The sequence below is a fragment of the Aureibaculum marinum genome, from assembly GCF_003813905.1.
Lineage (GTDB): Bacteria > Bacteroidota > Bacteroidia > Flavobacteriales > Flavobacteriaceae > Aureibaculum > Aureibaculum marinum.
In genome coordinates, this window is the sequence record NZ_RPFJ01000005.1 from 46,725 (window position 1) to 60,402 (window position 13,678).

11 protein-coding genes are annotated in these 13,678 nt (G+C 32.2%); 8 read left to right on the forward strand and 3 right to left on the reverse strand.

All coding sequences use genetic code 11. From position 1 onward, the window contains the following. The first annotated feature begins 75 nt into the window (after positions 1-75). From gcvH to EGM88_RS04145, 8 genes are all read left to right on the forward strand, one after another. Positions 76-456 carry a glycine cleavage system protein GcvH gene (gcvH, locus tag EGM88_RS04110; RefSeq protein ID WP_123896709.1) on the forward strand — a complete coding sequence of 127 codons (381 nt, stop codon included), beginning with the start codon at positions 76-78 and terminating at the stop codon, positions 454-456. Next, entirely contained in the window at positions 422-805 is a 384-nt protein-coding gene (locus tag EGM88_RS04115; protein ID WP_123896710.1) for a VanZ family protein, read from the forward strand. The genes gcvH and EGM88_RS04115 overlap by 35 nt, the downstream gene beginning before the upstream one ends. A gap of 63 nt (positions 806-868) precedes the next feature. Beyond that, a complete protein-coding gene (locus EGM88_RS04120; RefSeq protein ID WP_123896711.1) occupies positions 869-1,588 on the forward strand; it encodes an energy transducer TonB in 720 nt (239 codons plus the stop codon). Between the two features lie 402 nt (positions 1,589-1,990). Continuing rightward, complete coding sequence (locus EGM88_RS04125) at positions 1,991-2,722, forward strand: energy transducer TonB (RefSeq protein WP_123896712.1); 732 nt, start codon at positions 1,991-1,993, stop codon at positions 2,720-2,722. A gap of 121 nt (positions 2,723-2,843) precedes the next feature. Beyond that, positions 2,844-3,596, forward strand: coding sequence for an energy transducer TonB (locus EGM88_RS04130; protein ID WP_123896713.1), 753 nt, complete (start codon positions 2,844-2,846; stop codon positions 3,594-3,596). Between the two features lie 180 nt (positions 3,597-3,776). After that, positions 3,777-4,520: a deoxyribose-phosphate aldolase gene (deoC, locus tag EGM88_RS04135; RefSeq protein ID WP_123896714.1), complete on the forward strand. Its 744-nt coding sequence runs from the start codon at positions 3,777-3,779 to the stop codon at positions 4,518-4,520. A gap of 88 nt (positions 4,521-4,608) precedes the next feature. Continuing rightward, positions 4,609-5,187, forward strand: coding sequence for an acyltransferase (locus EGM88_RS04140; RefSeq protein ID WP_123896715.1), 579 nt, complete (start codon positions 4,609-4,611; stop codon positions 5,185-5,187). 37 nt (positions 5,188-5,224) lie between these two features. Then, positions 5,225-7,339 carry an energy transducer TonB gene (locus EGM88_RS04145; protein WP_123896716.1) on the forward strand — a complete coding sequence of 705 codons (2,115 nt, stop codon included), beginning with the start codon at positions 5,225-5,227 and terminating at the stop codon, positions 7,337-7,339. Positions 7,340-7,481: 142 nt separating this feature from the next. Here the strand turns inward: EGM88_RS04145 and EGM88_RS04150 are convergent, their stop codons facing one another. From EGM88_RS04150 to EGM88_RS04160, 3 genes are all read right to left on the reverse strand, one after another. Then, positions 7,482-8,795, reverse strand: coding sequence for a DUF3472 domain-containing protein (locus EGM88_RS04150; protein WP_123896717.1), 1,314 nt, complete (start codon positions 8,793-8,795; stop codon positions 7,482-7,484). Positions 8,796-8,927: 132 nt separating this feature from the next. Further along, positions 8,928-10,637, reverse strand: a complete 1,710-nt coding sequence (locus EGM88_RS04155) for a RagB/SusD family nutrient uptake outer membrane protein (protein WP_123896718.1) — start codon at positions 10,635-10,637, stop codon at positions 8,928-8,930. Between the two features lie 11 nt (positions 10,638-10,648). Then, positions 10,649-13,657: a SusC/RagA family TonB-linked outer membrane protein gene (locus EGM88_RS04160; protein ID WP_123896719.1), complete on the reverse strand. Its 3,009-nt coding sequence runs from the start codon at positions 13,655-13,657 to the stop codon at positions 10,649-10,651. Between the last annotated feature and the right edge of the window lie 21 nt (positions 13,658-13,678).

Consider the following 13,678-nt stretch of genomic DNA (forward strand, 5'->3'; position numbering starts at 1 on the left):
CCATAATAAAAAAATGATTTATATATCCTTTTATATTTACTAACTTTGTATTTCTAATTTTAATTTTAAAAAAAAATGAATATTCCATCAGAATTAAAGTACACTAAAGACCACGAATGGGTTAAAATTGACGGAGATATAGCCACAGTAGGAATCACAGATTTTGCTCAAAGCGAATTAGGCGACATTGTTTATGTTGATGTTGATACCCTTGATGAAACAGTAGAAAGAGAAGAAATTTTTGGTTCAGTAGAAGCTGTAAAAACTGTTTCAGATTTATTTATGCCATTATCTGGAGAAGTTATTGAATTTAATGAAGATCTAGAAGACAGTCCTGAAACTGTAAATTCAGATCCTTATGGTGAGGGTTGGATGATTAAAATTAAAATTAGTGATTCATCACAAATTGATAGTTTATTAGATGCTGAAGCGTATAAATCAGTTATTGGAGCGTAATGCTCTAATTTTTGCAATTTTATTAACGCTATTTGTTGCTTTTTTAAGCTTAGTCTCTCTAAAAGGTATTTCCAAAATAAATATTAGTGTAAGCAACTCTGATAAAATTGGACATATAATAGCTTATTTTACGTTAGCAACAAGTTGGTTTTACGTTTATAGATACCAAAAAAAGAAATGGAAATTTATAGCTTTACTTGTTTTTATTTTCGGCATGGTTCTTGAGGGATTACAAGGAACGTTAACTTCTTATAGAACAGCTGATTGGCAAGATCAAATTGCCAACACACTAGGCCTATTTATCTCCTATGCCTTGTGCTATAGGATGTTTAAAAAACAAGAGAAATAAAAAAATTTCTTGTGTAAGTAAATTTATTTATTAAATTAGCAAACGAATTAACATTTTTTACCCATGGAAACTAAAAAAAGTCCAAAAGCAAATTTGGAAAATTACAATAAGCTGTTTGTACAGTTAGGTCTGATACTAGCATTGCTCATTGTTTATTTAGGTATCGAATACAAGACCTTTGACAGAGAAATTGGCGATTTAGGTATGCTTAATCTAGAAGAAGTTGTTGAAGAAGACATTCCAATTACGGAACGTATTGAACAAATAAAACCACCACCTCCACCACCTCCAGCTCCTGAAGTTATAGAAGTTGTTGAAGATGAAGAGGAAGTGGAAGAAACAATGTTAGAATCTACTGAAACAGACGAAAACGAAGTAGTTGAAGTAGAAGAAATTGTTGAGGTAGTTGAAGAAGAAGTAGTTGCTGAAGATGTACCTTTTGCAATTATTGAAGATGCTCCTATTTTCCCCGGATGTAAAGGAAATAAAGCACAATTAAAAAAATGCTTACAAGAGTCCATTCAAAAACATGTAAATAGAAAATTTAATACAGGTTTGGCTGGTGATTTAGGGTTAGACCCTGGTAAAAAACGTGTTATTGTTGTGTTTAAAATTGACAAAACTGGAGAAATAGTTGATGTTAGAGCAAGAGGTCCTCATGCAAGATTAGAAAAAGAAGGAATTAGCGTTGTTAATTCATTACCTAAAATGATTCCTGGTAAACAACGTGGTAGACCAGTTGGTGTAAAATACACTCTTCCAATTACCTTATTGGTAGAATAAATTTTAATTTTATTAGTAAAAAAGACCATCTTAAAAGATGGTCTTTTTTTTTACCATATTTATTGCTTCTTTAACACAATTTTTAAACCTAATAAATCTATAGTTGACATATTTTACAATTTTGGAACATAAAATTGTCCCAAAATCCTACAAAGAATCAAAATAAAATTAATAACAAAACTATCCATTTATAGACTTAATTACACAAAATTAAGTCAAACGTTGATTTATTTATACCATTATTTAAATTTTAATAAAATTTAATCTCTTCTGAAGTTCAATACTTTACATGATATTTATCATTTTTTTTCTATTCTAAAATTAAGAACTTAGTACTATTCTTAGAGAGGTATAGAATTCAGTTCAGTATTTCATCTAAGTACTTAATTAAAATTTAAAATTATGGAAGCTAAAAAGAATCCCAAAGCAAAATTAGAGAATTATAGCGGGTTGTTTTTACAATTAGGACTAGCGTTATCTTTAATTATTGTATACCTTGGCGTACAGCACAAAGTATATGAAAGGACAGTATCAGACCTGGGAGGTCTGGTATTAGAAGAAGAAATTATAGAAGACATACCTATTACAGAACGAATAGAACAAATAAAACCACCTCCACCACCTCCACCTGCTCCTGAAGTAATTGAAGTAGTTCAAGATGAAGAGCAAGTTGAAGAAACAATGCTTGAATCAACAGAAGTTGATCAAGATGATGCTGTTGAAGTTGTTGAACTTGACCAAGTAGAAGAAGTTGTTGAAGAAGAAGTTATTGTAGACGATGTTCCTTTTGCCGTTATTGAAGATGCTCCTATTTTTCCAGGCTGTAAAGGAAACAAGGCACAGTTAAAACAATGTTTGCAAGACAAAATAATGGAGCATGTTAGTAAAACTTTTGATCCTAATCTTTCTAATGAACTAGGATTAGATGCAGGTAAAAAACGTGTTATCGTTCTTTTCAGCATCGATCGTAATGGAAACATTGCTAAAGTTCAAGCAAGAGGACCTCATGCACGGTTAGAAAAAGAAGCAATTAGAGTTGTAAAATCACTACCTAAAATGATACCCGCAAAACAACGTGGTGTACCAGTTGGTGTTAAGTATACATTGCCTATTACTTTAGAAGTTAGAATTTAAAGCTCAATATAAACGAGTAATTAAATACTGTTAGATTGAAAAATAGAAGAACAAAAAATTCATAATAATTTTGGTATGTTTATTGATGTTAACATTATTTTAACACTTTAAACATACCATTATGAATTTTTCCAAAAACCCAAAAAACAATCTACTACAAACCGAAAAATTCTACAGAAGTCCTGCCATTTTTATGCAGTTAGGGTTAGTATTAGCATTGTTAATAGTTTATATTACATTGCAATACGCATCTACCAAAACAATTATAGTATTAAATGACTCGGAACCCGACGTTGACCCAACTTATGTATTCCAAATTCCTCCAAATATAACCATAGAACGCAAAAGCAAACCACAAGACCTCAAACAACCAAAAAAAGTAATTTTGGTAGAACCTGAAATAGTTCCAAATAATACTTCTACTGAAATTTTACCAGACTTAAATCAGAAAGAAACCACCACTACTGACGAAAAAATTGAAAATATTATTGAAGTTATTGATCCACCAGAAGTAACAGAACCAATAGACTTTATTGTTTTAGAAAAAGCTCCTATTTTTCCAGGTTGCGAAGGTTTAGAAGAAAAAGAATCAAAAGCTTGCTTCACTGAAAAAATGAAAAAGTTTGTCAATAAAAAGTTTAATTCATCCCTTGCTGAACGTTTAAATTTAATTGGAAAACAGCGTATTTATGCTCAATTTACAATTGATAAACATGGACTGGTTACTGATATAAAAATTAGAGCTCCTCATAAAACCTTAGAAAAAGAAGCTTTGCGAGTTATTAAAAATTTACCTGAAATGATTCCTGGAAAGCAACGTAAAAAACCAGTACCAGTAAAATATACACTTCCAATAGTTTTTGAAATACAGTAAGCCCAAACTGAAATATTATGTATTCTAAAAAGAAATTTTAAATAGCGGTGTTAATTAAACTATACCGGTACAACTCTAAAATTAAGATTAATTTATTACTACACTTAGTAATTTTTATAAACAGTAAAGAAAGTTAAGTTCTGATAAAATCATTACTTTTACATTTTAAAATTAATAGCTTTGAACATTAATCAATACTTAGATTCTACTTACCTAAAAACGGCTGCACAAGCAGGTATTTCAGAAGACGAAACTCAAAAAAATGTAATAGAACTTATTAAAGAAGCCATTTCTGAAAACTTTAAATTGGTAATGATAAGGCCAAAATTCGTTTCTTTAGCAAAAGAATATATTACCAATGCAAAAAGTAGCATATTAATAGGTACAGTAATTGGTTTCCATGAAGGCACTGCTTCTGTTGAAGAAAAATTAAAAGAAGCAAAAAAAGCCATTGCTGATGGTGCTGATGAGCTCGATTTTGTAATAAATTATCATGCATTTTTAAATGGTAATATTAACCTTATAAAAAGTGAGGTATTTAAAGGTTCAAAATTAGGATTAGATCACAACAAAGTAGTAAAATGGATTATTGAAATTGCAGCATTAACAGACCAAGAAATCATAGCTATTACACAATTGATAAAAGATGTAATTTTAAGTAATTTTGGTGAAGAAAATGCAAATCGTGTTTTTGTAAAATCCTCTACAGGGTTTTATAAAACTACCGACAATAAACCTTCTGGAGCAACGTTTGAAGCCATGGAGTTAATAGTTAAAAATGCAAAACCATTACAAGTTAAAGCTGCCGGTGGTGTAAAGAGTTATAAGGATGCTGTTAAAATGATTAATTTAGGTGTTGACAGAATTGGTACTTCATCAGCTAAAGCAATTGCTAATGGTAACCAAACTACTACCAACTATTAAACTGATAATTAATATTTAGAGCTTTTACTTTTAACTAAAGTTCTGGAAACTATAAAAATTTATGCCCCATAAATAAAAGATTATTTGTATGAAAAAATTAGATTATTTTGCACATGAAACTGCAGTTATTGATGACAATTGTACTATTGGTAAAGGCACAAAAATTTGGCACTTTAGTCATATTATGTCTAACTGTGAAATTGGAGAAGAATGTAGTTTCGGACAAAATGTTGTAGTTTCTCCGGATGTTGTTTTAGGTAGAAATGTAAAAGTTCAAAATAATGTATCTATTTATACTGGTGTTATCTGCGAAGATGACGTTTTTTTAGGTCCTTCAATGGTATTTACTAACGTTATAAATCCTAGAAGTGCAATTATTAGACGTGATGAATACAAAAAAACATTAGTAAAAAAAGGAGCAAGTATTGGTGCAAATGCTACAATTGTATGTGGCAATACTATTGGTGAATTTTCTTTAATTGGGGCCGGAAGTGTGGTAACAAAAGAAGTACCTGCCTATGCTCTGGTAGTAGGCAATCCCTCAAAACAAATTGGTTGGGTTAGTGAATACGGACATCGCTTAAATTTTGACGAAAACGGAATTGCGATTTGCCCTGAAAGTAACCAGAAATATCAATTGAATAATAATAAAGTAGCTAAAATATAATGATATCTTTGCTGAAAATTCTATAAAATAGTATCGAATGAGAAAACTTATTATAGTTACCCTTTTAATCTTTTCAAACTATCTACTAGCACAAGAAGATATTTATCCCATTTATAAAGGCTGTGATGCTTCAGATGAAACTACATTAGCTTCGTGTTTTAATCAAAATCTTACTAAAGATGTATTAGCAGAATTTAAAGTTCCTGATAATGTTAAAAGAGATAATTATAAAGGTACTGTTCATGTTATCTTTGTAGTAACTAAAACTGGGGAATTTGAAGTTTTATATGTACGTTCTGCCTATAAAGAATTAGAAACTGAAGCTAAAAGAGTATTTACTCAATTACCAAAAACTAAACCAGCTACTTACAATGGTAGACCAATTGACATGCGTTTTGGATTGCCTATTCAAATTCCATTAGGCTCGCAACCAACCCCTGAAAAGATAACAAAAGAGCGTGGTGAAGAAAATTTAGTTGTAAACAATCCCACACCAACACCTGCTCCTCCTAAACAACCATCTACCATAAAAACTCCTAAAAAGGACATACAAAATGCCGTAAAAAGTACTTATTTTCCAGAGCATCAAAGTGAATTAAATATTCCTTTTACACATAGTACTTATGACGAATTAAATTATTATTTTGACAAAGGGGAGAATTCTCATACAGGTTTTAAACCTTACTTATACAGCGAAGCTGCAAAATATGTGAATTTAGATACTCAAAAAACAGCTTTATTTAAAAACAAATCCTCAAAGTGGGGTCAAAAATTATGGAATGAACACTTTTTTAAAGTACAGAAAGACGATTATTGGTTTACAATTAATCCTATTTTTGACTTGCAATTAGGTAAAGATAATTCAGATGATGTAGATTATACCTACAACAATACAAGAGCAGTTCAAATTCAAGGTGGATTAGGTAAAAATTTTAACTTCTCTGCTTCTATCTATGAAAGTCAAGGCCGTTTTGCAGACTATATAAACGATTTCGCTAGAGCCAATAGGCCCTCTGGAGCCAGCTCTTATGGATTAGTGCCTGGAAGAGGAAAAGCCAAAGATTTTAAAGAAAATAGTTTTGATTACCCTGTTGCTGAAGCATATCTGACATATACACCTAGTAAATTTTTTAATTTTCAATTTGGACATGGTAAAAATTTTATTGGTGATGGATATCGCTCAATGATGCTATCTGATGTAGCAACTTCTTACCCTCATTTAAAAATAAGTACACAGTTTTGGAAAATTAAATATACCAACGTATGGATGTGGTTAGAAGACGTAAGACCTACTCTGAATGAAAATGGTTTAAGTGCAAGAAAATTTGTCGCTATGCATCATCTCAGTTGGAATGTCACCAAAAAAATTAATATAAGTTTATTCGAAGCCACCGTTACTAAAAAAGATGAAAATAATGGTTTTGACATCAACTATTTTAATCCAATTATATTTTACCGAGCTATAGAATTTTCTAGAGGTTCTGGTGGAGGCAATGCTCTTATTGGTTTAGGTACTAAATACAAAGTTTCTGATAATTTTTCTACGTATACCCAATTTGTATTGGACGAATTAACTGTAGGCCGCTTTTTTGATGGCGATGGCTATTGGGGAAATAAATTTTCATTACAACTGGGTGCAAAATATTACAATGCTTTTAATGTTGAAAACTTGTACCTTCAAGGAGAATTCAATTTGGCTCGTCCATATACCTATTCACATGAAACACCAATCTTAAATTATGGCCATTACAACCAACCTTTAGGCCATCTATGGGGTAGTAATTTTTGGGAATTTGTAGGCATTGCTCGATACAAAAAAGACAGATGGTTTGGTAGTGCAAAACTAAATATTGGAAATAAAGGATTTGACATTAACGGATTAAATTATGGTGGCAATATTTATTTAAGTAATGATGATAGAACTGGTAATACCGGAGTAGAATTATTACAAGGTAATAATACAAGAGTATTTATTGCCGATTTACAAGGAGGATATTTAGTTAACCCTGCAACAAACACAAAATTATTTGCAGGATTCACGTATCGAAAATTTAATCCTGCTCAAGCAATAACTGATAATGGCAATGAAACTACAACATGGTTTACAATAGGCTTAAAAGCCGATTTATTTAATTGGTATTTTGACTTTTAATAAAGAAATTCACTTTCATTATTTACAAACTAAAATAGTGTCAAGTATAGAAAATACAAGCGAATTATCACTAAATACAAAAAAAAGGAAGCCTAAAATTAAATTTTAAGCTTCCTTAAAAAAATTAACTCAAATAACTATTTTATTCTTTCGGAACTTCTAACTCAGAAAAATCTATCATTGGTTTAGTTCCATTTGATTTTCTTGTAAACTCAGTATTAGCTGGTGTAGCTTCATTAAAAAAGCCACAATTTTTCAAAAAGAATGAATTCTCTTCAACGCCTCCAGCATAATCTAATCTAGATTCTTTTTTACCTGTAGCATCTATAGTAAATTTTGCTTTTGTTAATTCTATCCATTCTTTTTCTGTTGTATAAACCCATTGATTATTATAACTCGCTCTACGAGGTATATTACCAGTAGTAGTATTAAAGTTTTCTAAAAAAGAATAAAACCCTTGAAGATATCTACTACCTTTTGGTCTTCTAAAACTAGCTATTAGACTCCATTTGTTTTCATCAGGAGCATAAAAATAAGCCGTATAATCAGTTGAGTTATTTACCGATGGTACTCCTTTAAGCAAAAACTTATATGAAGTATTGGATTTCCAGTTATACACTTTATAACTCTGACCTCCAGAGCCCTCATTTCCAAATTCGCCCGAAGTAACCCCCTCTCCTTTACCTAATAAAATAATTTTATAATCTTCAGGAATATTATTTGGATCTTGAGTTTCGTAAGGGCTCCACACAGAAAACAGTACTCTGCGTTCCGTTTCTGAATTTACCTGAATACCAAAATATCCATCCCTAAATCCATTTGCCATATAATAAGAACCTATAACATCTTCACCTTCAGGAACATTAATTTCGCTATAAAACCATTCAATATCTTTTTCTGCTGGTAATTGATACGATAAATGTACCGATGGGCCACGTCGTCCGAAATAAAAATCGTCTTTTATAAAATAAACTTTTCCTTCTGTGGCTGGTCCTCCAATAAGAATCTTATTGATATTTGCAATAGAAGTACCCGACTTTTCTAGCCCTTCTATTTCAATAAAATTATATCCCGATTTTACATCAAAAACACCAACTTCAATTGTTGTATTTTCAGAATTACTTAGCTCAATATTTTTGGAAGTATTACCTACTGTAACTTTTAAAGTTGATACACCATTTGGTACATTTGCATTTAACCCTACGTGTAGCTTACCATCTGTATCTGTTTTAAAATAGGTACGTACAACCACTTCTAAATCTGTCCAATTTTTAATTTCAAAATCATTAAACATGTTAGAATTGGCAGACATGTCATTTGTCCAGCTATTAGCTCCAGCCGGAATTTCTATTGATAAATCTAAGGTTTCATGCTCATCTGTTTTATTAGTGGTACAACTCATCAGATGCATAAAAATCAATAAAACAAAAAAATAAAAGAAAGTTTTTTTAATCATACTTTTTAGTACTTACGTTTAATTTACTTTATTAAAACAACAACTTCTATTTGTAAAGAAAAGAAGCTTAATTAAGTAATCAAGCTTCTTTTCAATCTTTCTCTTTAGAAACCTTGTTGTTTTACTGCATCGTTATTCCGTCGGATTCTGTGTTAATGTACCAGGATACGAATTAATAGCATCTTGTGGTATATAAAAAGTTACCCGATAGTCATCAGCTGAAATAGTTTCAAACTGTTGATGTGGTCCTGGATAATGACGAGTAAGATCTTTTCCATTACGAAAAACATCATAACTTCGTTCAGCTTGATAAGCCAATTCCAATTGACGTTCTTTGTCAATACGTTCGCTAGCATTAGAAGCATCAAGAGAACTATATCCTCCCCCAACTATAGAACGCTCTCTGACCAGATTTAAATCGATTAATGCAGAACCATAATCACCTAATTTAGCATAAGCTTCAGCTCTATTTAAATAAATCTCACCTAAACGACTTATAACTGGTGAATGCAAATGAGATTCCTCCCCCTCAAGTGATGCTTTTATAATATAAAACTGTGGATAAACACGATTTAATGTAATGTAATTATCTATTACACCTGTATAAGTTTTTCCATCTTTATAGTTGATTGAATAGATTTCTTGACTTGCATCAACAGATGTTAACGTATAAGTATCGTCACCTTCTGTGCAAGTTATTGTACTTCCACTTCTAGTGGTAGCTGCTTGTACATAATTTAATACATCACCATCTTCCTTAATAAAACGAAATACTTCTGTATATTCTCCTGTGCTGGCATCTTTTGCGTAAGTAGGTCTAATAAAAGCAGCACGAGCGTCAACCATATTATAACTATCTTCACGCCAGTCATTTCGACCAGTTTCGTCTAACAAACTAATATACTTGGCACTAGCATACATTTCTCCCCAACCCATACCGCCAATATTAGCGTACATACCTCCAACACCATAATAATGGTCATAACCAGAAAATTCTGATGCAACACGTTTTATGGCAAATATTGTTTCGGCATTATTTTCAGGAATAAAAGTATTATAAATCATAAATTGATCTCTAGGTAATAAAGAATATTTCCCAGAATTAATCACTTTATCTGCATATTCTACAGCTAACTGAGCATATTCTGTATTCGGAGAATCGTAAGTACCACTCATATAAAGATAAATTCGAGACAACATTGCTTGAGCTGCTTCTTTCGAAGCATAAATTGAACTTTTATCAATTGTAAGTAATTGTTCAGCTTTCTTTAAATCAGAAATTGCTTGTTCATAAGAATCTTTTACAGTTGCACGGTCTGGCAAGTCAAGATTAATAACATCATCAGGAGTACCATTCACAATAGGCACACCTAAATTTGTTTCTGGATTTTGATAATAAGGACGCCCAAATGCACGTGTTAGATAAAAATACATCATTCCTCGAACATAATAAGATTCTCCAATGTTATTGTCAATCTCTGCACTTTGCCCTTCATCTATCATATCTATAATGTTAGAAGCTTGTGCAATAGCCTTATATCCAGAGTTCCAAAACTGGGTTAATCGGTAATTATTTGGAGTTCGTGCATAAGAGATAAATTCGTAGAATGCATCTGTAGACGAACCTCTAATCATCATATTATCTCCTGCATATTCACCCATACGGTGCATTGGGTCAGACCAACTTTTTAATTGAGCATACATCCCATTTAACAATGGTTGTAGAGAAGCATCTGGGTCACTGACAATAGTCTCAGAGTCCATGCTTCCGTGCGGATAGCGATCAATATCACAAGCTGAAAGTACTACTGTTGCCAATATGGCTATAACTATTTTTTTCATTTTGTTTCAATTTAAAATTTTACATTAAGTCCAAGCATAAATTTACGTGTAGCTGGATATACGCCAGGACCGGTTGATCCTAAAATAGTTCCACCAGAGCTGACTGGAATTTCAGGATCTACCCCTGAATAATCAGTAATAACAAACAAATTTTCTCCTGACAATGAAATTCTTACATTATCAATATTGTATTGGCTTAGGTCAAGGTTATACCCTAATGAAAGTGAACGTAACTTTAAAAAATCACTTTTCTCAATATAACGAGTAGAAGGAGAATTTCCTTTATCTTGATTATTATATCTAGCAATAGGATGTGTAGCTATATCACCAGGTTGTTCCCAACGGCTCCAACCCGACATCAACTTCATTTGATTCCGATCAGTATAGGTTCCATCTGAATCGTATTCTTGTCTAGAGTAATTGTAAATTTTACCTCCAATTGCGTAACCAAATACTGCATTAAAATCAAATTGTTTGTAAGACAAAGCTGTAGAGAAACCTCCAAAAAGATCAGGTGAAACTTTTCCTGTTTTTTCATAGGTTGCTTCTGAATAATTAGAAGTGGTAGTTCTTGACAGTTCGTTTCCATCATCATCTCTTTCAACAACATACCACATTGGTAATCCGTTATCTGGATTTACGCCAGCCCATTCTTTTAAATAATAAGTATCTACCGGTTTTCCTGGTTCTAACATACGCTGTGCAGAACCAGCAATTCCTAATCCGTCTCCAGTTATAATCGGTCTAACCACATAATTTCCACTAGCGTCTTTGGTTTTATAGAGCTTAGTCAATTTATTGGCATTATGACCTAAATTAAGGTCTAAACTCCAAGTTAAATCTTGCGTACGAATAATATCTCCACCAATGGCAATTTCTATCCCTTTATTTTCCATTTCACCAATATTTTGCCAAATACTTGTTACACCTGTTATTCCTGTAATAGGCACACTATATAAGATATTATCGGTGTTTTTTAGGTAATAATCAAGGGTAAGTCTCATTCTGTTGTCAAGAAAACTTGCATCAATACCTACACCAGTAGTATAAGTTTTTTCCCAAGTTAAATCTTTGTTTCCAATTTGACTAATAAGAGCTCCAGAATTTTCGTTATACCCTGCTCCTGTAGATACAGAATAAAGATCGTACTGCGGGTAGAGTGAACTTGGACGATTTCCAACAGAACCATAAGCCACACGAAGCTTTAAAGCATCAGTCCATTCTACATTAAACCAATCTTCACGATCAATATTCCACCCTCCACTTACAGAAAAGAAATTTCCATATTTCGCATTGTCACCAAAATTTGAAGCACCATCTCTACGGAAAGAAATTTGAGCCATATACTTATCATCATAAGAATAATTTGCATTAAAAAGAACAGATTGAACTGCCCATTCACTAATTCCTCCTTTTGTACGCTCAGGCTTGGCAACCACATCTAACACCTCAAAACCAGGAATAAATCCAGTGCCATATACGTCTAAGCTTTCACCTCGATAATCATTAAACTCGTAAGCCACCAAAGCATTTACATCATGTTTATCAAAACTTTTATTAAATCTTAAAATTTGATTGGTGTAATTACGTGTTGATTCAAATCTATATTCTGATATACGTCCGTTTACACTTTCACCTCCATTAGAACGTGGATCAGTATATCCTTTAGATTTATAACTAACATAACGTAGATTGTTAACAGAAGAGAAAGTAAGCCAATCTGTCAATTTTATATCGAAATCAAAATTCCCCATAAACTCATAATTTTTATTAGAAGAGTGATTCCATTGAAGGTCATACAGATAATTAGTACTAGCACTATTTACCCAACTGCTACTGCGGTGCGGAACAAGATTGCCATCTTCGTCATAAGGACTATCCCATGGTAAATTAGAATACATTGCTGTTGTAGAATATTGTTTGTTATCTACATCACGAAGTGATCCGGTTATTGAAGGTTTAATAGTTAACCATTCAAATGGCTTGTATTCTGTTTTAAAACGAACATTGTAACGTGTATAATCGTAACCTTTTACAGCTCCCTGTTCATCATACAACCCAAGAGACATAAAAGATCGAAGTGTTTCTGTGCCTCCTTGAATCGAAACATTATAATTTTGCGTAAAACCATTTTTAGTAGCTAAATCCCACCAATTGAAATTGCTGTTACGCAATTCTGAATTCCAACGAGGAAAAGAAATTTGATCAGCATTAGAAAAAGAAGCATAATAGTCATATAATTCTGCTCCATCCATCATTTCCAAATTTCCATTATTAAGTTGATTATAACCTATTTTGGAAGAAAAATTTACAGTAGTTTTTCCTAATTTCGCTCTTTTTGTTGTAACCACAATAACTCCATTTGCACCTTGAGAACCATAAATTGCGGTTGAGGCAGCATCCTTTAAAATTGTCATTGTTTCTATATCGTCTGGGTTTAAATCACCAGCATTAGAACCTACAATAACACCATCAATAACCCACAACGGACTTGTAGTACCACTTAAAGTTGCTTGTCCTCGAATAACAACACCACCTCTAGAACCTGGTTGCCCAGATCCAGGAGCTACATATACCCCTGGAGCCTTACCGTTAAGCATATTTTCAACTGTAGGCGTAGTAACATCTCTTAAATCATCACCTTTAACGGTTTTTAATGAACCAGTTAAACTTTCTCTTTTTTGTGTACTATACCCTACTACTACAACTTCCTCTAAGCTCGCAATATCTTCTTTTAAAAGTACATCAATTTGTGAACGTCCGCTTACTTGAACTTCTGTATTTGCGAACCCCACAAAGGATATTATTAGTGTCGCATCACTGCTTACTTCAATAGAAAAATTTCCATCAAAATCAGATACTACACCATTAGCAGTACCTTTTTCTAAAATAGTAGCTCCAGGAACTGAATTTCCAGTATCAGTTTCTTTTACTGTACCTCTTACCATAATTTTTGATTCTTGTGCATAAGCCGAAACAAGAAACAACGATAAGAATGTCGCAAATAATAGTTTCTTCATAATTATAATTTTAAGTTAGTG

Excerpts from the sequence above, each read along its gene's own strand:
- gcvH (WP_123896709.1), top strand. The coding sequence starts at position 76 with ATGAATATTCCATCAGAATTAAAGTACACTAAAGACCACGAATGGGTT.
- EGM88_RS04115 (WP_123896710.1), top strand. The coding sequence starts at position 422 with ATGCTGAAGCGTATAAATCAGTTATTGGAGCGTAATGCTCTAATTTTT.
- EGM88_RS04120 (WP_123896711.1), top strand. The coding sequence starts at position 869 with ATGGAAACTAAAAAAAGTCCAAAAGCAAATTTGGAAAATTACAATAAG.
- EGM88_RS04125 (WP_123896712.1), top strand. The coding sequence starts at position 1,991 with ATGGAAGCTAAAAAGAATCCCAAAGCAAAATTAGAGAATTATAGCGGG.
- EGM88_RS04130 (WP_123896713.1), top strand. The coding sequence starts at position 2,844 with ATGAATTTTTCCAAAAACCCAAAAAACAATCTACTACAAACCGAAAAA.
- EGM88_RS04140 (WP_123896715.1), top strand. The coding sequence starts at position 4,609 with ATGAAAAAATTAGATTATTTTGCACATGAAACTGCAGTTATTGATGAC.
- EGM88_RS04145 (WP_123896716.1), top strand. The coding sequence starts at position 5,225 with ATGAGAAAACTTATTATAGTTACCCTTTTAATCTTTTCAAACTATCTA.
- EGM88_RS04150 (WP_123896717.1), bottom strand. The coding sequence starts at position 8,795 with ATGATTAAAAAAACTTTCTTTTATTTTTTTGTTTTATTGATTTTTATG.
- EGM88_RS04155 (WP_123896718.1), bottom strand. The coding sequence starts at position 10,637 with ATGAAAAAAATAGTTATAGCCATATTGGCAACAGTAGTACTTTCAGCT.
- EGM88_RS04160 (WP_123896719.1), bottom strand. The coding sequence starts at position 13,657 with ATGAAGAAACTATTATTTGCGACATTCTTATCGTTGTTTCTTGTTTCG.